At 65.9% G+C, this 17391-nt stretch carries 14 protein-coding genes; 6 read left to right on the top strand and 8 right to left on the bottom strand.

Annotation, left to right across the window (positions count from 1 at the left end):
* Positions 1-3: 3 nt before the first annotated feature.
* Positions 4-951 (top strand): dihydrodipicolinate synthase family protein, encoded by a 948-nt coding sequence (locus tag AC3A6I_RS19785; RefSeq protein WP_487545586.1) that lies wholly within the window; start codon positions 4-6, stop codon positions 949-951.
* A 1-nt stretch (position 952) separates the two neighbouring features.
* On the opposite strand, the gene AC3A6I_RS19790 is transcribed toward AC3A6I_RS19785, so the two are convergent.
* Genes AC3A6I_RS19790 through AC3A6I_RS19800 form a run of 3 tightly spaced genes read right to left on the bottom strand, consistent with a single transcriptional unit; the run spans position 953 to position 5835 of the window.
* On the bottom strand, positions 953-1480 hold the full coding sequence (locus tag AC3A6I_RS19790; protein WP_487545587.1) for a PadR family transcriptional regulator: 528 nt from the start codon (positions 1478-1480) through the stop codon (positions 953-955).
* Positions 1477-4611 carry an efflux RND transporter permease subunit gene (locus AC3A6I_RS19795; RefSeq protein WP_487545588.1) on the bottom strand — a complete coding sequence of 1045 codons (3135 nt, stop codon included), beginning with the start codon at positions 4609-4611 and terminating at the stop codon, positions 1477-1479. Before AC3A6I_RS19795 ends, AC3A6I_RS19790 begins: the two co-directional genes overlap by 4 nt.
* Before the next feature lie 3 nt (positions 4612-4614).
* A complete protein-coding gene (locus tag AC3A6I_RS19800) occupies positions 4615-5835 on the bottom strand; it encodes an efflux RND transporter periplasmic adaptor subunit (RefSeq protein ID WP_487545589.1) in 1221 nt (406 codons plus the stop codon).
* A 157-nt stretch (positions 5836-5992) separates the two neighbouring features.
* Here AC3A6I_RS19800 and AC3A6I_RS19805 point away from each other — a divergent pair, with 157 nt between their 5' ends.
* The 3 genes from AC3A6I_RS19805 (at position 5993) to AC3A6I_RS19815 (ending at position 10603) form a co-directional block, all read left to right on the top strand.
* Positions 5993-6667, top strand: coding sequence for a response regulator transcription factor (locus tag AC3A6I_RS19805; protein WP_487545590.1), 675 nt, complete (start codon positions 5993-5995; stop codon positions 6665-6667).
* Between the two features lie 44 nt (positions 6668-6711).
* On the top strand, positions 6712-8037 hold the full coding sequence (locus AC3A6I_RS19810) for a sensor histidine kinase (protein WP_487545591.1): 1326 nt from the start codon (positions 6712-6714) through the stop codon (positions 8035-8037).
* Positions 8038-8173: 136 nt separating this feature from the next.
* On the top strand, positions 8174-10603 hold the full coding sequence (locus tag AC3A6I_RS19815) for a membrane-bound PQQ-dependent dehydrogenase, glucose/quinate/shikimate family (RefSeq protein WP_487545592.1): 2430 nt from the start codon (positions 8174-8176) through the stop codon (positions 10601-10603).
* A 219-nt stretch (positions 10604-10822) separates the two neighbouring features.
* Here AC3A6I_RS19815 and AC3A6I_RS19820 read toward each other — a convergent pair whose 3' ends face one another.
* Genes AC3A6I_RS19820 through coxB form a run of 5 tightly spaced genes read right to left on the bottom strand, consistent with a single transcriptional unit; the run spans position 10823 to position 16314 of the window.
* The gene (locus tag AC3A6I_RS19820; protein WP_487545593.1) at positions 10823-11842 is read right to left on the bottom strand and encodes a c-type cytochrome; all 1020 of its coding nucleotides are present in this window, start codon (positions 11840-11842) and stop codon (positions 10823-10825) included.
* Positions 11839-12570 carry a cytochrome c oxidase assembly protein gene (locus tag AC3A6I_RS19825; RefSeq protein ID WP_487545594.1) on the bottom strand — a complete coding sequence of 244 codons (732 nt, stop codon included), beginning with the start codon at positions 12568-12570 and terminating at the stop codon, positions 11839-11841. The genes AC3A6I_RS19820 and AC3A6I_RS19825 overlap by 4 nt, the downstream gene beginning before the upstream one ends.
* Complete coding sequence (locus AC3A6I_RS19830) at positions 12567-12959, bottom strand: hypothetical protein (RefSeq protein WP_487545595.1); 393 nt, start codon at positions 12957-12959, stop codon at positions 12567-12569. The genes AC3A6I_RS19825 and AC3A6I_RS19830 overlap by 4 nt, the downstream gene beginning before the upstream one ends.
* 8 nt (positions 12960-12967) lie before the next feature.
* Positions 12968-15463 (bottom strand): cytochrome c oxidase subunit I, encoded by a 2496-nt coding sequence (gene ctaD / locus AC3A6I_RS19835; protein WP_487545596.1) that lies wholly within the window; start codon positions 15461-15463, stop codon positions 12968-12970.
* A complete protein-coding gene (gene coxB / locus AC3A6I_RS19840) occupies positions 15460-16314 on the bottom strand; it encodes a cytochrome c oxidase subunit II (RefSeq protein ID WP_487545597.1) in 855 nt (284 codons plus the stop codon). The genes ctaD and coxB overlap by 4 nt, the downstream gene beginning before the upstream one ends.
* A gap of 207 nt (positions 16315-16521) precedes the next feature.
* Here coxB and AC3A6I_RS19845 point away from each other — a divergent pair, with 207 nt between their 5' ends.
* Together AC3A6I_RS19845 and kdpF are read left to right on the top strand one after the other, a co-directional pair.
* A complete protein-coding gene (locus AC3A6I_RS19845) occupies positions 16522-17031 on the top strand; it encodes a cytochrome b (protein WP_487545598.1) in 510 nt (169 codons plus the stop codon).
* A 270-nt stretch (positions 17032-17301) separates the two neighbouring features.
* Entirely contained in the window at positions 17302-17388 is an 87-nt protein-coding gene (gene kdpF / locus AC3A6I_RS19850) for a K(+)-transporting ATPase subunit F (protein WP_487545687.1), read from the top strand.
* Positions 17389-17391 lie beyond the last annotated feature (3 nt).

Consider the following 17391-nt stretch of genomic DNA (forward strand, 5'->3'; position numbering starts at 1 on the left):
ACCATGACCACCACGGCCTTCACCCCCGACCTGCTCGCCGGCTCCGTCATCTCGGTGCCACCGCTGGCGCGCCGTTCCGACTACACGCTCGACAAGGAGGGTAACCGCCAGATCCTCGCCCACCTGAAGGCCGGGGGCGTGACGACGGCGCTCTATGGCGGCAATGCCAACCTCTACAATATGGGGGTGCGCGAGTTCGGAACGCTGATCGAACAGCTCGACGAGGTTGCACCGAAGGGCAGCTGGATCGTGCCGTCGGTGGGGCCGGACTACGGCAAGGCGGAAGACCAGCTGGCGATCCTCAAGGAGAGCGCGCTGCCCACCGCCATGCTGCTGCCGCTGGTGTTTCCGGCGACTTCGGCGGGCGTCGCGATCGGCGTCCGCCGGTTGGCCGAGCGCTTCGGGCGACCGCTGATCGCCTATATCAAGGACAGCAAGTTCATCACGCCGGCCGACCTCGCCGGGTTGGTGAAGGACGGCGCTGTGTGCGCCGTCAAATATGCCATCACGCTCGCCGATCCGACCAAGGATCCGTATCTCGACGACCTGCTCGGCCGCGTGGAGCGCAAGCTCGTGGTGTCCGGCATGGGCGAGCGGCCGGCCGTGGCGCATCTGTCGGTCACTGGGCTCAACGGGTTCACATCGGGGTCGGTGTGCATCGCGCCGGGGCTGTCGCAGGCGATGCTCAAGGCGCTGAAGGCCGGCGATGTCGCCAAGGCCGAGGCGCTGCGGCAGAAGTTCCTGCCGCTCGAGGACTTGCGCGACCAGTACTCGCCGCTACGCGTGCTGCATGCGGCGGTCGCAGCCGCCGGCATCGCCGAAACCGGCCCGCTGCTGCCCTTTCTCGACCCGATCACCGACCCGGCGCTGCTGGCCCGCATCAGCGACGCGGCCAAGGCGCTGCTGGCCGAGGAGATGGCGTTCCGCGAGAGTGAGAAGGTGGTGGCTTAGGTTAGGCGCGCTCGCGTGCCTGCGACAACAGGTTCAGGAGTTCGGCAAGCGCGGTGGTACGCAGTCGCCGGAAACTGGCGATGGTATCGTGTTGCCATTGGCTGATGCTGTCGCCGGCCCTGCAGGAGGCCAGTGCCGGTGTCGGTTCGCTCTCGGCGGAGGAGAGCTGGTAGCGTACGACGGCAACGATCTCATCAAGCGCTACGAGATCGCGGAAGCGGAGCAGGATCGGGATTGCGCCGAAATCGTCGCGAGCGATCGCATCGGCGGTGATCATGTCGCGCGTTTTCGGCAGCAGGTGGAAGACGTTCTGGTCCGGCCGCCCGGCGACGGCACGTCTCGTCGAGCCGACGAGTCCTCGCTCTTCCAGATCCTTGAGCACGGCATAGATCGTTGCCTGACCGTGTCCCACATAGTGGCGCAGTTCGCCCGAGCGGATAGCGCGACGAATGTCGTATCCGCTCGCCGGCTGTTCGGCGAGCAGGGCAAGACAGACAAAGCTCAGTTTCTGGCGGTGCGCCCCCGTCATTGCGACTGGTGATGTACGAGCGTATCGGCGCTGCTGTGGTGCGCCGGCTTCCTGCCGCCGAGCAGCCGCTTCATCATCCGGCCGAAGCCGTCGACATAGGTCAGCATCACCGGCACCACGACCAGAGTCAGCAGGGTCGAGCTGATGAGGCCACCGATCACCGCATGCGCCATCGGGGCGTTCTGCGATGAGCCTTCATGGAGACTCAGGGCAAGCGGCAGCATGCCGAACACCATGGCGAGCGTCGTCATGACGATCGGGCGGAAACGCGTGCCGCCGGCCTCGACCAGTGCCTCGTAGAGGTTCCAGCCCTCGCGGACGTGCTGGTTGGCGTTGTCGACGAGCAGGATGGCGTTCTTTACCACCAGGCCCATCAGCATGATGAAGCCGATCATCGACATCATGTTGAGCGTCGAGCCGCCGATGAGGAGGCCGATCAGCACACCGATCAGGGACAGCGGCAGCGCCGCCATGATGGCGATGGGCTGGATGAAGCTGCCGAACTGGCTGGCCAGCACCAGGTAGATGAAGATGATGGCCAGCAGCAGCGCCGTGCCGGCCGCGCCGCCGATCTCGGCCAGCTGCTCGGCATCGCCGCCGAAGCTGAACCGGTAGCCGGCCGGCAGCTCGATCTCGTCGATCGCCGCCTGGATGGCGGGCATCACGTCGCCGATATTGGTGCCCGAGATATTGGCCTCGACAGTCACCTGGCGCGTGCGATCCTGGCGGTCGATCTGGGCCGGGCCGGTCGACATCTCGACAGTCGCGATATCGCCCAGCCGGACTACCGACGCGTTCGACCGGGCGATCGGCAGGTTGGTCAGCAGCTCGACATTGTCGCGCTGATCTTCGGGTAGCCGGACGACCAGCTTGTAGGTGTCTTCCTCCGGCGAGGTCCATTCGCTGACCTCTTCGCCGCTCATCATCGGCTGCAGTACGGCGCCGATCTGCTGCAGCGACACGCCCGCCTCGCTGGCAAGGTCGCGGTTGACGCGGATGCCCACCACCGGCTGCGCCGCCTGCAGCGACGTCTCGATATCGGTGAGGCCGGGAATCTCGGCCATTCTGGCTGCCAGCTGATCGGTGATCGAGGTGAGCGTGCCCATGGCCTCGCCATAGGCGACGATCTGGACCGGCTTGGTCAGTCCGCCGAAACCGCTCGACACACCCACCATGGTCTTGACCCCAGGAATCTGAGCGAGAAGCTCACGCACCTGGCCGGTCATCTCATGCGGCATCAGCTCGCGCTCGCCGGGCGGCACCAGGGCCACCACGATGGTGCCGGCGTTCACGCTCGAAGCGCCGGTGCTGCCACCGATGGTGGCGTAGGTGCGCTCGACCTCGGGCATGGTGCGCAGCAGCGCTTCGACCTGCCGGATCTTGGCGCCGGTATAGTCGAGCGAGGAGCCCTGCGGGGTCTCGATCTCGACGTTGAACTCGGAATTGTCGACAGCCGGCTGCACTTCGAAGCCGACCATCGGCACCAGCAAGAAGCTGCCGAAGAACATCGTCACGGCCACGGCCAGCGTCGTGACCCGGTGCTTCAGGCACCAGCGCAGCATGGCGCGGTAGCCGGCCGAGAGCCACTCGAAGAAGTGGTCGAACTTCGCTACGGCCCGGCCGATCGGACCGCGCCTGGCGCCCGGCTCGGAATCGGGATCGTACCAGACCGACGACATCATCGGATCGAGCGTGAAGGCCACGAACAATGAGATCAGCACCGCCACCGACACGGTGACGCCGAACTGCAGGAAGAACCGGCCCATGATGCCTTCCATGAAGGCCACGGGCAGGAACACGGCGACGATGGAGAGCGTCGTCGCCAGCACGGCGAGGCCGATCTCGTTGGTGCCGTCGAGCGCCGCCTGCACGTGGTTCTTGCCCATGTGCAGGTGCCGCATGATGTTCTCGCGCACTACGATGGCGTCGTCGATGAGGATACCCACCGACAGCGACAGCGCCATCAGCGTCATCATGTTGAGCGAGAAGCCCAGCGCGAACAGCACCGTCATCGTGCCGATGATCGAGATCGGCAGCGTCAGGGCGGTGATGACGGTCGAACGCCAGGAGTTGAGGAACAGGAACACGATCAGGACGGCGAGCGCCGCGCCCTCGACGATCATGTTCTGCACGGTGTGGAAGGACTGCTCGACCGGCTCGGCATTGTTGGCCACGACCTCGATGCTTACGCTTTCAGGAAGCTCGCGCTCTTTCAGCGCCTCGATTTCATGCAGCACGGCCTCGGCCACGCCTACCGTGTTGGCGCCCTGCACCTTGATGATGTTGATGGCCAGCGCCCGCTCGCCATTGACGAAGGCAAGGCTTTCCTCGTCGCCCTGGCCCTGCGTGATGGTGGCGACATCGCCCAGCCGCACCGCCTGTCCGCCGGTGCGGGCGACGATGATGTTGCGGAAATCCTCGATATCCTCGAGCCGGCCCTCGACCTGGATGGCGCGTGTGACGGCGCCTTCGGTGATGGTGCCCGCCGGCATGTCGACATTGTTCTGTCCGATGGCCGTCATGACCTCGGCCATGCTGACGCCGAAGGCATCGAGGCGGTCCGGGTCGACCAAGACGTCGATCTGGGCGGGCACGCCGCCCACGAGGTCGGCGCTGCCGACGCCGGAGATGTTGCGCAGCCGGTCGACCAGCACGTCCTCGGCGAGCTGGGTCAGCTCACGCGACGACAGGGCGTCGGAGCGGATGGCCAGCGACAGGATCGGCAATGCATTGGGATCGAAGCGCAGAATCTGCGGCTTGCCCGCATTGTCGGGCAAGTCGGCCTCGATAGGGGAGATCTTGTCGCGAACCTCCTGCACCGCCTCGGTGGACTTCACCTCCATGTCGAACAGCATGATGACCATGGCGGCGTTCTGCTGGGCGATGGACTGCAGCGTGTCGATGCCGCTGATCGAGGCGACGGCGTCCTCGATCGGCTTGATCACGTCATTCTCGACCGACTGGGCCGAGGCGCCGGGGTAGCTCACCACGACCGCCACCACCGGCAGGTCGATATTGGGCATCTGCTCGATAGGCAGGCGAGAATAGGAGTAGATGCCGAATACCAGCAGCGCCACCATGATCATGGTGGCGAAGACCGGATGCCGGACGGAGATCTTGGTCAGAAACATCGATCAGTTCTCCAGCACGGTGACCGGCATGCCCGGCTGCAGGTCATCGAGCCTGCCCGAGACGAAGGTGGTGCCGGCCTCGAGGCCAGTGGAAAGCTCGGTGCTGGCGCCCGCATTCCACGTGCGCACTACATCCACGGCGCGGCGCTCCAGCGTGCCGTCGGCAATCACCAGCACATGGTCGCCCTCGGCGTCATGGCGCATGGCGGCGGTGGGCACCGCAAAGGCGTTTTCCTTCTGCTCGACGACGATCTGGGCGGTAGCGAACATGCCACCGCGCAATACGCCGTCGGGGTTGGCAACGCTGACCAGCACCGGCACTGTGCGGGTGCCTTCGACAGCGACAGGGCTGATACCGTCCACGACACCCTCGAAGGTACTCGGCAGTCCTTCCACCGAGAGGGATACCTTCTGGCCCGGCTGGATGCGCGGGCTGGCGCTGACGGGGACGAAGGCCGTCAGCTCCATCGAGGACAGGTCGACGATCTGCACCAGGGCGGCACCGGCGGTGACCACCTGGCCAGGCTCGATACTGCGGGCAGAAACGACGCCGTCGTAGGGAGCGACGACCGTGGCGTTGCGGATCATGATCTCGGCCGAGGCGACGCCCGCCTCGAGCGCTTCGAGATTGGCCTTGAGCGCCTCGATGCTCGACCGCTCCGATTCAATGGTGGCGTCGGGTGTCAGGCCGCGCTCGGCCAGCCCCAGGCTGCGCTCGAGCTGGCTTTCCGCCTGCGCCAGCTGGGCCCGCGTTGCGGCCGCGGTGGCACGCTGCTGGGTCAGCTGGATGGTGGAGCTCTCGACATCGACCTGCACCAGCAGGTCGCCGGCCTTTACCTGGTCGCCGACGCGCACCGGCACGTCCTCGACGGTGCCGTTGACCTGGGAGGTCATGGACACCAGTCGCCGAGGCGCCAGTGAGCCCGTGGCCTTCAATATCTCGGACAGCGTCTGCGGCTCGGCCGTTGCCACGTCGATGCTCAGTATCTGCTTGGTCACCGGTGTTGCAGTCACCGGAGCAGGGAGCTCTGCCGGCGGCGGTGCCAGCAGGGACGGCAGGACGAAGGCGCCGATGGCGCCCAGCACCACAACGCCGATCACGATCGGCCACGGGAAACGGCGCGGCTTGATGCCGGCTGCGCGCAACGCCTCACGCTCCTGTTCCTTGCGGGTCATCGCCCATTCGGGCTTCACGGCACTGGTCTGTGGTGCGGGCTGATCCATCGGAACGGTCCTGTCGAGAATGGGTTTGCGTGCCTTTGGCGAGCAAAGCACAGCCTATGACGGGACCAACATTGCGCGAACATTGCGGGCATGCCGGCTCTGGCGCAGGGCCGCCATGCCGTTGCCTCGTGGCCGCGTGGCATGGCATGGAGGCGCCATGAGGATTTTGCTGGTCGAGGACGAGCCCGAACTGGCCTCCATGCTGCGCGGCGCGCTGGAGAAGCAGGGCTATGTGGTGGATCACGCTGCAACGCTCGAGGTGGCCGAAGAGGCCGTGGCCCTCATCGAGCACGACGTGGCCCTGCTTGACCGACAGTTGTCCGACGGTGACGGCATTTCCCTGCTCGCGCTGATCCGAAAGCGTCGACCCGGACTGCCGGTCATCGTGATCTCGGCGCTGGGCAAGCCGACGGATCGCATCCATGGCCTCGACAAGGGTGCGGACGACTATCTCGCCAAACCCTTCCTGATCGAGGAGTTGATCGCCCGCATCCGCGCGCTGCTGCGCCGCCCCGCCAACGTGCAGACCGAGGCGGTCACGGTCGCCAATATGGAGTTCGACATCACGCGAGGCATCATCCAGGTGAACGGCACTATCCTGGATTTGCCACGACGCGAGTATCTCGTGCTCGAGACGCTGGTTCGCCGCACCGGCCAGACGGTGCGGCGCACGACGCTCGAGGCCAGCGTCTACGGCGCCGACGACGAGATTCAGTCCAACTCGCTCGATGCCAACATCTCACGCTTGCGCCGTAAGCTCGCCGATGCGGGGGCGCAGGTCGAGATTCATCCGGTGCGGGGCGTCGGCTACCTGCTGAAAGCCACAAGGTGATCGCTCCCGCCACCCGCCCCCTGGCGCACAGGCTGACCCGCCGCATGATCCGGGTCCAGCTGATCACGCTGGGGCTGTTCTTCGGCCTCGTGCTGTTGCCGGTCTTCGTGCTGCCCATCGCCTCGGGCGCGCGTAATGTCCATCCCCCCAATCCCTCGGTCGTGCCGGTGATCGAGGGCTCGTTGAGCATCGAGGGCGGTCAACTGACCCTGACACCGTCGGCCGCGCTTGAAAAGCTGGCCGCGGACTATCCTGCATTCTGGTTCATGGCCGTCCCGACCGACGGCAGTTCGATGGTCAGCCTCGGCCCACTACCCGAGGAAGCCGAAGCCATTCGCAACGGGTTGAACGACATCGTTTCCCTGCAGGTGATGATGGAGCTCTCGACCGACGGTCCCGACACGAGCCCCACCATGCTCGTCCGCACGGTCGATTTACCCGGCGGCACCGTGAAGATCGCGCTGGGCGGTGGTCCCACGCTGGGCGTGCCGGAGATCATCCAGGGGCTGACCCTGACGCTGATGATCGCCACCTTCATCGTGCTCGCCATCGCCAGCGCGATCGCCATCCCACGCTTCATCAGGCTCGAGATGCGCGGGCTGAGCGCCGCCTCGGCGGCGGCGGCCAGCATCGATGTCAACCAGCGTGGGATCCGCATCCCCGAGGGCGACCTGCCGGCGGAGGTGCTGACGCTGGTGCACGCGGTCAACGAAGCGCTGGAACGGCTCGACGAAGCCCATTCGCGCCGCGAGCGCTTCCTTGCGGATGCAGCGCACGAGTTGCGCACGCCCATCGCCGTCCTGCTGGCTCGTATCGAAACGGCCGAGCCGTTCAAAGAGCGCCAGCGCCTGCTCGCGGACGTGAGCAGGCTGGGAGAGCTGACCAACCAGCTGCTCGATGTCCAACGCCTCACGCTGGCCGAGCCGGTGCTCATTCCGGTCGACCTCGTCGAGCTCGGAGCGGCAGTCGTCGGCGACCTTGCCCCACTGGCGATCGCCGCCGGGTATGGATTGGAGCTCGATGCTCCCGATGTGCCGGTAATGGTCGCCGCGGATCCGGGCAGCCTCTATCGGGCGGTGGCCAACCTCGTTCGCAATGCGATCAGCTACGCCGGCAATCGTGGGCGGATCGTCATCACCGTACGGGAGAGCCGTATGATCGAGGTCAGCGACGATGGGCCCGGCATCCCGAGCGGCGAAGAAGCGAAGATCTTCGAGCCGTTTCATCACTCCACTCCGTCGTCGGATGGTGCCGGGCTCGGCCTCAGTCTCGTCGATTCGATCGTCCGTCGGCACGGAGCGAGCATCGCGGTGGGCCGTTCAGCCTCGGGTGGTGCGCGCTTCACCATCGTTTTCCCCAAGCCGGCCTGATCGGCGTTTGACGCGCTGGCCGCTTCAGAACGAGCGATGCGCTCCAATTTGCCGCACCCGCGATACCGGCGGCTAGTCGGAACGACTCCACCCTCCCCACGTTCGCGACATAGCAAGAACAGGTGCGAGGATCGACATGGCCGGAAGCAACGAAGGGGGAATGGGCTTCTGGCTGATCATGGCATTTGCCACCATCGTAGCGCTGGCTGGATTGGCGCTCATCGGGGGCGGCGCCTACCTCATCATGCTGGGTGGCTCCTGGTATTATGGCTTGGCCGGGTTGAGCCTGCTTGCCACGGCCATCTTCCTGTTCCGCCGCTCGCGCCTCGCCGTCTGGATTTACCTGGTGCTGTTTGCAGTCACAGTCGCCTGGGCGCTGTGGGAATCCGGCCTCAACGGCTGGGCGCAAATCCCGCGCATCTTCACGCCGTTCGTGGTGCTCCTCCTCTTCCTGGCCTGTCTGCCTGGTTTGCGGAGCGGGCCCCGATTCCAGCGGAACGCCGTCGCCGCCAGCGTGGCGGGTCTGGCTGGAGCGTGTGCCCTCGGCTTCACACTCAACAGCCTGGATCGCGAGCTCGTGGCGCAGGAGGCGACGCCGGGCACGCCCGCCGAACAGCCGGCGGCCGGGCCCGCGACGCCGCCCGGCGACACCTTCCCCATGCCCGAGATCGGCGCCGATTGGCCCGCTTACGGTGGCTCCAACTTCGCCACCCGCTATTCGCCGCTCGGCCAGATCACCAAGGCGAACGTGACCCAGCTCGAAAAGGTCTGGGAGTTCCGCACCGGGGACCTGCCCGAAGGCAACGAGAAGTTCGGCAACCAGAACACCCCGATCAAGGTGGGGGATCGGCTGTTCGTCTGCTCGGCGCTGAACAAGGTGTCGGCGCTCGATGCCGCGAGCGGCAAGGAGTTCTGGACCTACGATCCGCAGGTCTCGACCGACGCCATCGGCTACAACGCTACCTGCCGCGGCCTCGCCTATTACGAGAATACCGCCGCGGCTGCGACCGACCTCTGCGCCGAGCGCGTGGTCATGAACACGCTGGATGCCCGCCTCATCGCGCTGGACGTCGAAACCGGCCAGCTCTGCGGCGATTTCGGCAATGGCGGCATCGTCAACCTGCTCGACGGGATCGGCGACACGGCGCCGGGCTTTTACTCGCCCACCTCGCCGCCGACCATCGTGCGCAACGTCGTCGTCACCGCCAGCCAGGTGAGCGACGGGCAGACCCGCGAAGCGCCCTCGGGCGTCGTGCGCGGCTGGGACGTGCTGACCGGCGAACTGCTCTGGGCCTGGGATCTGGGCCGTCCGGGCCAGACCGGGCCGCTGCCCGAAGGCGAAATCTACACTCCCGGTACGCCTAACATGTGGACCATCGCGACCGGCGACAACGCGCTCGGCCTCGTCTACCTGCCGATGGGTAACTCCGCCGTCGACTACTGGGGCGGCGACCGCAGCGCCGAGGAGAACCAGTTCTCTACCGCCTTGGTCGCACTCGACGTCACCAACGGCACGGTGCGGTGGTCCTACCAGACCGTGCACTACGATGTCTGGGACTATGACCTCGGCTCGCAGGGCACGCTGCTCGACTATCCCACCGCCGATGGTCCGGTTCCGGCCCTGCTGCTGCCCACCAAGCAGGCCGAGTTCTACGTCTTCAACCGCGCTACCGGCGAACTGCTGGTCAACGTAGAGGAACGGCCTGTGCCGCAGGGCGGCGTCGAGCCGGAGCGGCTGTCGCCGACGCAGCCCTTCGTCACCGACTTCCCCAACCTGCTGAAGGCCGATCTGACCGAGGCGAACATGTGGGGGATCACCCCGCTCGACCAGCTGTTCTGCCGCATCCAGTTCCACGAGGCGAGCTACGAGGGACGCTATACCCCGCCGACCACGGACACGTACTGGATCCAGTACCCCGGCTATAATGGCGGCGTGGACTGGGGCGGTGTCGCCGTCGACACGCAGCGCAACATCCTCGTCACGAACTATAACGACACACCGAACTACAACCGACTCGTCCCGCGCGAGGAGGTCGACCGCATCGGCATCGTCCCGCGCGGCGATCCTGGCTATGCCAATAACCCGCAGGGCACCGGGATCAGCCCGCAGGCCGAGACGCCCTTCGGCATCCATGTGAATGCCGGCTGGCGTGTGCCGCTGACCGGCATGCTGTGCAAGGAGCCGCCGTATGGGGGCATTGCGGCCATCGATCTCAACACGAAGCAGGTCCTGTGGGACCGGCCTTTCGGCACCGCCCGCAAGAACGGTCCGTTCGGCATTCCTTCGATGCTGCCCTTCGACATCGGGACGCCGAACAACGGGGGCTCGGTCGTAACGGCCAGCGGATTGATCTTCATCGCCTCGGCCACCGACGATCTGATCCGCGCCATCGACATCGATGGCGGGGAGACGATCTGGACCGACGAGTTGCCCGCCGGTGGCCAGGCCGGTCCGATGGTGTACGAAGCCGAGGGGCGGCAGTTCCTGGTCATCAATGCGGGCGGGCACCAATTCATGCAGACGCCAATCGGCGATTACTTCATCGCTTACGCGCTGCCGGAATGAGGCCGAGACGGCCCGAGTCTACCTCCCGTTCGGGGGAGTGGTCCTTCGGATGCAATTGCCCACCGGGTCATCCCCGCGGAAGCGGGGACCTCCGTTTGATGGCATCCACCGCAAACAGAGATTCCCGCTTTCGCGGGAATGACTCCGCGCAGAATGGCCTCTCCGATACGCAGTCCAAGCTGAACACTTCCCCATGAGGCCGGGAGCGGGAGATCTCCATCAGTCAGTCGCCCCGCCGTAGTGGTCCGCCAGCGCCTCGATTTCCTCGTGCGTCAGCGGACCTCCTTCCATGCCCGGCAGCACCCGCAGCGCCTGGGCCATGATCTCGGCGTGGGCGCCGCCGCGTTCAGCGCCGTGTTCGTTGAACAACTTCAGCTGCCGGACCAAGTAGTGTCGCTCCTGTCCCATGAGGCGAGGATACTCGGCCCGCGCCCCACCATGGCAGGAGTCGCAGGCGGCAATGTCGCGATCCGGCAGGCCGCGTGCTGCGATCTCGGCGCCCGGTCCGGCTCCCGCGGCTTCAACCACCACGCGCTGCCCGAAATGGGCCGACAGCTCGGCAATCTCGGCATCGCTCAACCGAGCAGCGGCCGTCATCATTGGGCCGCTGGGGCGTGATCCGTCCCGATAGGCGGTCAGCGAGGCCGCGAGATAATTTGGGGACTGGATGTTGAGCCGCGGAGCAGCAGCCGTGCCCTCGCCGTTTTCGCCATGGCAGCTGGCGCAACCCTCGCGCGCCAGGCCCGCCAGTTCGGCATATTCCCGCGCGGGCATGGCCGCCATCTGGTTGAGGAACGCGACCATGTCCCACACCTCGTCATCCCGGATCTGCGCAGGCCAGGCCGGCATCGCGGTATGCTTGATACCGTGCTTCACGGTCCAGAATACCCGTGCGTCGGGGTGCCAGTTGTCCATCTGCTCCATCAGCCGCGGCGGCCGCGGCACCAGGTCGTCGGCGAACTGCTGCGGAGGGCCGGCGGGGCTGCCATGACAGTTGGCGCAGACCAGTTCGTAGTGACCGGCGGCACGGGCGGCCGCGCGTGCATCGTCGAGGTCGGGAACAGCGAGACCGGCCGATCGCAGCGTAATCGATTGCTGCGCCGCCGTGCCAAAATACCAGTCGGTAATGTCCCACTGTCCGCGGCTTGCGTCGTAATCGAGGAGGCCGGTCAGGGGCACAATCGCGGCCGCCATCACGCCTCCGATGGCGCCGACGATGAAGGGCCGGTACTTCTTCATGCCGGCCTGCGCCTCAGCACGCGCGCCATCAGGACCAGCCCGCCGATCAGGTAAACCACTCCGCCGATGGCCAGCATCACCACTCCGCCCATCTGCTGGTCGGCGAGCGGAGACAGGCCCAGCCATCCCTGGCCAGTATCGTGGTGGCCGGCATAGAGAGGCCGCGGCGCGAGGCCCAGCAAGGCGCCGAGCAGCGTCATGTGCATCGAGGTGAAGAACAGCGTCATGGCCCCGCCCAACGCGGCGTTGCCCTGCATTGCTGTCGGTGTCCGCTCCCCTCCCCCTTGCGGGGAGGGGTTGGGGGTGGGGGTGGCGCGGTGATCGCCGATGGACCCCCACCCTCGTTCCCTCCCCGCAAGGGGGAGGGAGGCGATGGAACCGCTCCCCAGCGCCACCACCCACACCAGCAGGGAGATGCCAAAGAAGCTCGCCTGCTCCAGCGCCAGCGCCCAAGGCAGGCTGCGCGAGGCATGGTGCAGGGCCGGGGCGTGCCAGCCCCAGACGACGACGAAATCCAGAAGGCTGACGACGATGGGCAGGACGAGTGCCGAGGTGAAGGCGAGCCGCGGCGCCAGCCAGGCCGCAATCAGCGGCACCGCGACACCGACCACCAGCATGTGCAGCCACATATGCGCGGCAAAGCTCTGCGGTACCAAAGCTGGGAGTGGTCCCGCCCAAGCGAACAGCAGGACCAGCCCGCCGGCGATGCCCACTACGCGCGAACTCATCGGCAGCTCGTGAGGTAGAGCATGGGGATCGCCACATAGAGCACAGCCACGGCCGACAGGACGCACAGCATGAGGGCGACATGGCTGAGGAAGCGATGGCGCTCCTCGGGCGTATTGTGCTCGAACTCGAAGTCGTTGTCGGTGAGGCTGCGGCCCCGTACTCGCCAAAGGTGCAAGGTCGAGGCGGCAATCAATGCCAATGCAACCGCCGTGGCGACCACGATCACCAGCGTCGGGCCCGCAAGCGAGGCGTCACGCCCCGCCTTGGCGCAGTAGATCGCCCCGTAGACATAGCAGAACAGGAAGTGCAGGGCCCAGACGATGGGCGCGGCGATGACGCGCCACAGGTCGGTGCCCGTGCCGGTCTCGCGCTGGACTTCGTTCTCCATCCTGCCTGTCATGCGAGCAACGGAAAGCCTCCGATCACGATTGCAGTCAGCAACGCGCCGAACCCGGCGAAGTGCCAGTAGAGCGTGACGTTCCACAGGTCCGCGTCGTAGCGCGGCGTCATCTTCCCGTAGATCGACCGGGCGAGGCAGTAACCCTGCATCAGCATGCCGGTCGCGAGGTGCAGCACGATCCACACCACGAGCGCCCACACAATCGCCGGGTACGCGTTGGTCGTCGGGTCGAGCCCGGTGGTCACCGGCCCGGCAATCAGTGCCGCGGTCGAGGCGGCAGCGGCGAGAAATCCGCCAACCAGCGCCGCGCGGGCCTGGATGACGCGCTCGGCTGCGTTCAGGAGCCGCGCTGCCAGCGTCAACCCCCAGGCTGCAACGGCCAGCACTGCCGACGTTGCCGGCCACACCCAGCCGGGCCCCTCAATACCTTCGGGTGGGAACTGCGGGTGCACCGTCCAGAAGAAGAAGTAGCCGAAGATCAGCGACAGGAACGCCGTCAGGTCGCCGGTCATGGTGATGAACATCGCCCACCAGCCGGTCGAGCGTACGCCGGAGATGTAGAGCGGCAGGCGGATGCCGTGGCCGATATCCTTGCTCTGCTTTTCGGGGATTGTCGCGGTGCCCGTCCACAACCACCACAGCACGGCGGTGACAAAAACCACGCCGCCGGCCGCCGTCGGCCACCAGAGCTTGTAGGTCGAGAATATGAAGACCGCGCCGAGCCCGAAGGCTGCAATCATGGGCAGCCAGGTCGGCGCCCCAACGCGCAGCACCTGGAGCGGCTGTGCATCCAGCACCGAAGTCACCAGCGTCTCGCGCTTTCCCTCCCTGGCGTCGGCAAGCAATCCCTTGCCTTCGTCCATCGTCTCCAGGAAACCCTCCTGCTCCCACAGCGGGTAACGCGTGTCGACGGTTGGGATCGAACGCATGCCATAGGCTGGTGGCGGCACTGGCGACGCCCATTCGAGCGTTCCGGCATTCCAGCTGTTGCGCGGCGCATCCGGCTGCTTGCGCTTGGACCGTACACAGTCCCATGCGAATATCAGGAAGCCAGCGGCAAGCACGAAGGCGCCAATGGTCGAGACGAGGTTCAGCCAGCTCCAGCCCATGTCGGCGCCGTAGGTGAACACGCGCCGCGGCATGCCGAGCAGGCCCGTCAGGTGCATGGGCAGGAAGGCGGTGTTGAAGCCCAGGAACATCAACCAGAACGACCAGATGCCGAGCTTGCGCGACAGCGTCTTCCCCATCGCGAAGGGATAGTAGTACTGCACGCCAGCCATCACCGGGAACAGCATGCCGCCGATCAGCGTGTAGTGCAGGTGAGCCACGATGAAGTAGGTGTCGTGCGCCTGGAAATCGAAGGGCGCGACGGCAACCATCACGCCGGTCAGCCCGCCGACGATGAAGATGGCGAGGGCTCCGAGGCAGTAGAGCATTGGTACTGAACGTATGACCGTGCCCAGCATCACTGTAGCGATGAAGGCGAAGATCTGGATGCCGGTGGGAATGGCGACGGCTTCCGACGCTGCGGAGAAAAAGCCGAGCGAGATCGACGGGAGTCCCGTCGTAAACATGTGGTGGACCCAGAGCCCGAAGCTCAGGAAGCCGGTGCCGAGCGCCGAAAGCACGATCCACGAGTAGCCGGCGATCGGCCGCTGCGCGAAGGTCGGCACGATCATCGCCAGTAGCGCGATGGCCGGCAGGAAGATGATGTAGACCTCGGGATGGCCGAAGATCCAGAACAGATGCTGCCACAGTATCGGGTCGCCGCCGCGCGTCACGTCGAAGAATGGCCAGTCCAGCAGTCGCTCGAGTTCGAACAACAGGTCGCCGGCGATCAGTGGCGGGAAGGCGAAGAGGATCATCGCGCCGACGATCAGCACATACCAGCTGTAGAGTGGCGTGAGATTGATGTGCATGCCCGGCGCCCGGCATTTGAGTACGCCGACGATCAGTTCCACCGCCGCGGCGATGGAGGCCACTTCGATGAAGGAGAGGCCGAGCAGCCAGATGTCGGCGCCGATGCCCGACTGCTCGGTGGAAAGTGGCGGGTACATGAACCAGCCAGCATCGGGCGCCTGACCGAAGAAAATCGAGGACGAGACGAACACGCCGCCAATGAGGAAGCACCAGAAACCGAAGGCGGAGAGCCGGGGGAAAGGCAGATCGCGCGCACCCAGCATGGCGGGCAGGATCAGGATCGCCACTGCCTCGAAGATCGGCACGGCGAACAGGAACATCATCACCGTGCCGTGCAGGGTGAACATCTGGTTGTAGGTCTCGGCCGACACCAGCGTGTTGTCGGGCACCGCCAGCTGCAGCCGGATGATCAGCGCCAGCGCGCCGGCGAACAGCATGAAGGCGAAGGCGGTCGCGATGTACCAGAGCCCGACCGTCGAATTGTTGACGTCCGACCAGTAGTGCCAGCCCTTCGGCCGGGCCCAGACGCATTCCAGTTGTTCGACCTCGGCCGCCTTGTCGTCGACTGTCATCTGAGCCCCATCAGGTAAGCCGCCAGTGCCTCGCGATCGGCTTCGGGCAGCGAGGCAAAGCTCGGCATGCCGGCGCCCGGCTTGATGGCCTGCGGATCGGCCAGCCAGGCGAGGAGGTTGTCCCGCGTGCTCGGCAGCGTGGCCGCGGCGATGGTCGTGCGACTGCCGAAATGCGTGAGGTCGGGACCGACCGTGCCGTTCTCGGTTACGCCGCGAACGGTGTGACAGGCACCGCAGCCCGAGGCCACGAACAAGTCGCCGCCGCTCGCCGCGGGTGCACGCTCGCGCTCGAGCCAGGATGCGTAGTCTTCGGCGTCATGCACCACCACCGGAAACGCCATGAACGTGTGCGATGGTCCGCAGAACTCGGCGCACACACCCCGATACGTTCCGGCCCTGGTCGGCGTCAGCCGCAACACGTTCGTGCGGCCGGGAATGGCGTCCATCTTCCCGCCCAGCGCCGGGATCCAGAACGAATGGATCACGTCGGTGCTGGTCAGCGCGAACTCCGCCGTCGCATCATTGGGCAGATGCAGCTCGTTTGCGGTCTCGAGCGTTGTGCCATCCGCCAGCTCGTAGCTAAAGCGCCACCAGTATTGTTCGGCCCGCACATTGATCCTCAGCGCCGGTTCTTCCGCCGAGGTCCAGCTGGGGAGCAACGACAGCCCGTAGATCAGCAAGATCGCCAAACCGATGGTCGGAAACGCCACGCCGCCGCCCAGGATGAAAGCGTCGGCGAATTTCTCGGTACGGGGGCGCTTACGGCCTAGCACGGCATAGACGGCTACGCCCATTACGATGGCCCACACCACCACCGCCCCGCCGAACATGAACCAGGTCAGTCCGGACAAGTGCTCAGCGTCGCGTCCTGCCGGATGCAAGGCGCTCTGCTCGTAGGCGCAGCCGGCCAGCAGCGTGCATACGCCCGCCGCCAGTGGAAGAAGCCATTTCGTTCGAGCAGGGTGACGCGCCAACTAACCCCCGACGTGATTGCGATGGGGCCGGAACGTCCCGCGAGCGCAGGAGTTGCTGTGCAAGAACGCCGCACCGGAGAGCATATGGCGACCCGCACTGCCCCCCGGGGCTATTCACTGCTGCAGATCGTGCTGCACTGGACCATAGCGGGGCTGGTCATCTTCCAACTGGCGGTCAACGAAGGCGTGCAGGATGCATTCAAGGATCGTTCAGACGGTGGGCAAGGCGACGGCGAAATCGGGGCGGCGCTGCACATTATTGTCGGGCTGACCATCTTCGCGCTCGCCACTATCCGTCTGGCCATCCGGCTGTGGCGCGGCGCCCCGGACCCGCATGCGACCAACCCCTGGCTCGTCAATCTTGCCGGCCATGCCGCGCATGTCCTTCTGTATGCTTTCCTTTTCGCCATGCCGCTGACCGGCGCCATAGCCTGGTTCACCGGCCTCGAACTCAGCGCCGAGCTCCACGAGCTTGGCCGCCTGGTTCTCATCCCGCTGATCCTGCTGCACGCCCTCGGCGCCCTGGCCGAGCACTTCGTGTTCCGCACCAACTCGCTGACCCGCATGTTGAAAGCAGAACCGCCCGACCGATAAGGGGTCCCGGTGCGGAGCCCCTGCATCAGCGGAGCGTCCTACCTGCGCGTGTGGGTCAACGGGCCGTGACCTGCAGTATGTCCCTTATGAAATCCTTACGCCTCCGGATCGTCTTCCCAATCGAACACTGATGCGCTGAGCGCGACATAGCCGACGGTTTCATTGTCGGAGTTTTAATCATGCTCGATCTCGTCTACCTGGGGCTCGGCGTCGGCGTGCTCGCCGCGCTCGGGCTTTACGCTCGCGCCATCGGCAAGTTGTGAGGACGCCATGTTCGAGCTCGTCCTCGGTCTCGCCGTCGTCGCGGGGCTCGCGATCTACCTGGTCGTGACGCTCATCGCACCCGAGCGCTTCTAGCGG

It is taken from the genome of Devosia sp. Soil_C_22 (assembly GCF_057657195.1).

Coding starts and splice junctions, on each gene's coding strand:
- AC3A6I_RS19785 (WP_487545586.1), top strand. CDS start 4: ATGACCACCACGGCCTTCACCCCCGACCTGCTCGCCGGCTCCGTCATC.
- AC3A6I_RS19790 (WP_487545587.1), bottom strand. CDS start 1,480: ATGACGGGGGCGCACCGCCAGAAACTGAGCTTTGTCTGTCTTGCCCTG.
- AC3A6I_RS19795 (WP_487545588.1), bottom strand. CDS start 4,611: ATGTTTCTGACCAAGATCTCCGTCCGGCATCCGGTCTTCGCCACCATG.
- AC3A6I_RS19800 (WP_487545589.1), bottom strand. CDS start 5,835: ATGGATCAGCCCGCACCACAGACCAGTGCCGTGAAGCCCGAATGGGCG.
- AC3A6I_RS19805 (WP_487545590.1), top strand. CDS start 5,993: ATGAGGATTTTGCTGGTCGAGGACGAGCCCGAACTGGCCTCCATGCTG.
- AC3A6I_RS19810 (WP_487545591.1), top strand. CDS start 6,712: ATGATCCGGGTCCAGCTGATCACGCTGGGGCTGTTCTTCGGCCTCGTG.
- AC3A6I_RS19815 (WP_487545592.1), top strand. CDS start 8,174: ATGGCCGGAAGCAACGAAGGGGGAATGGGCTTCTGGCTGATCATGGCA.
- AC3A6I_RS19820 (WP_487545593.1), bottom strand. CDS start 11,842: ATGAAGAAGTACCGGCCCTTCATCGTCGGCGCCATCGGAGGCGTGATG.
- AC3A6I_RS19825 (WP_487545594.1), bottom strand. CDS start 12,570: ATGAGTTCGCGCGTAGTGGGCATCGCCGGCGGGCTGGTCCTGCTGTTC.
- AC3A6I_RS19830 (WP_487545595.1), bottom strand. CDS start 12,959: ATGGAGAACGAAGTCCAGCGCGAGACCGGCACGGGCACCGACCTGTGG.
- ctaD (WP_487545596.1), bottom strand. CDS start 15,463: ATGACAGTCGACGACAAGGCGGCCGAGGTCGAACAACTGGAATGCGTC.
- AC3A6I_RS19845 (WP_487545598.1), top strand. CDS start 16,522: ATGGCGACCCGCACTGCCCCCCGGGGCTATTCACTGCTGCAGATCGTG.
- kdpF (WP_487545687.1), top strand. CDS start 17,302: ATGTTCGAGCTCGTCCTCGGTCTCGCCGTCGTCGCGGGGCTCGCGATC.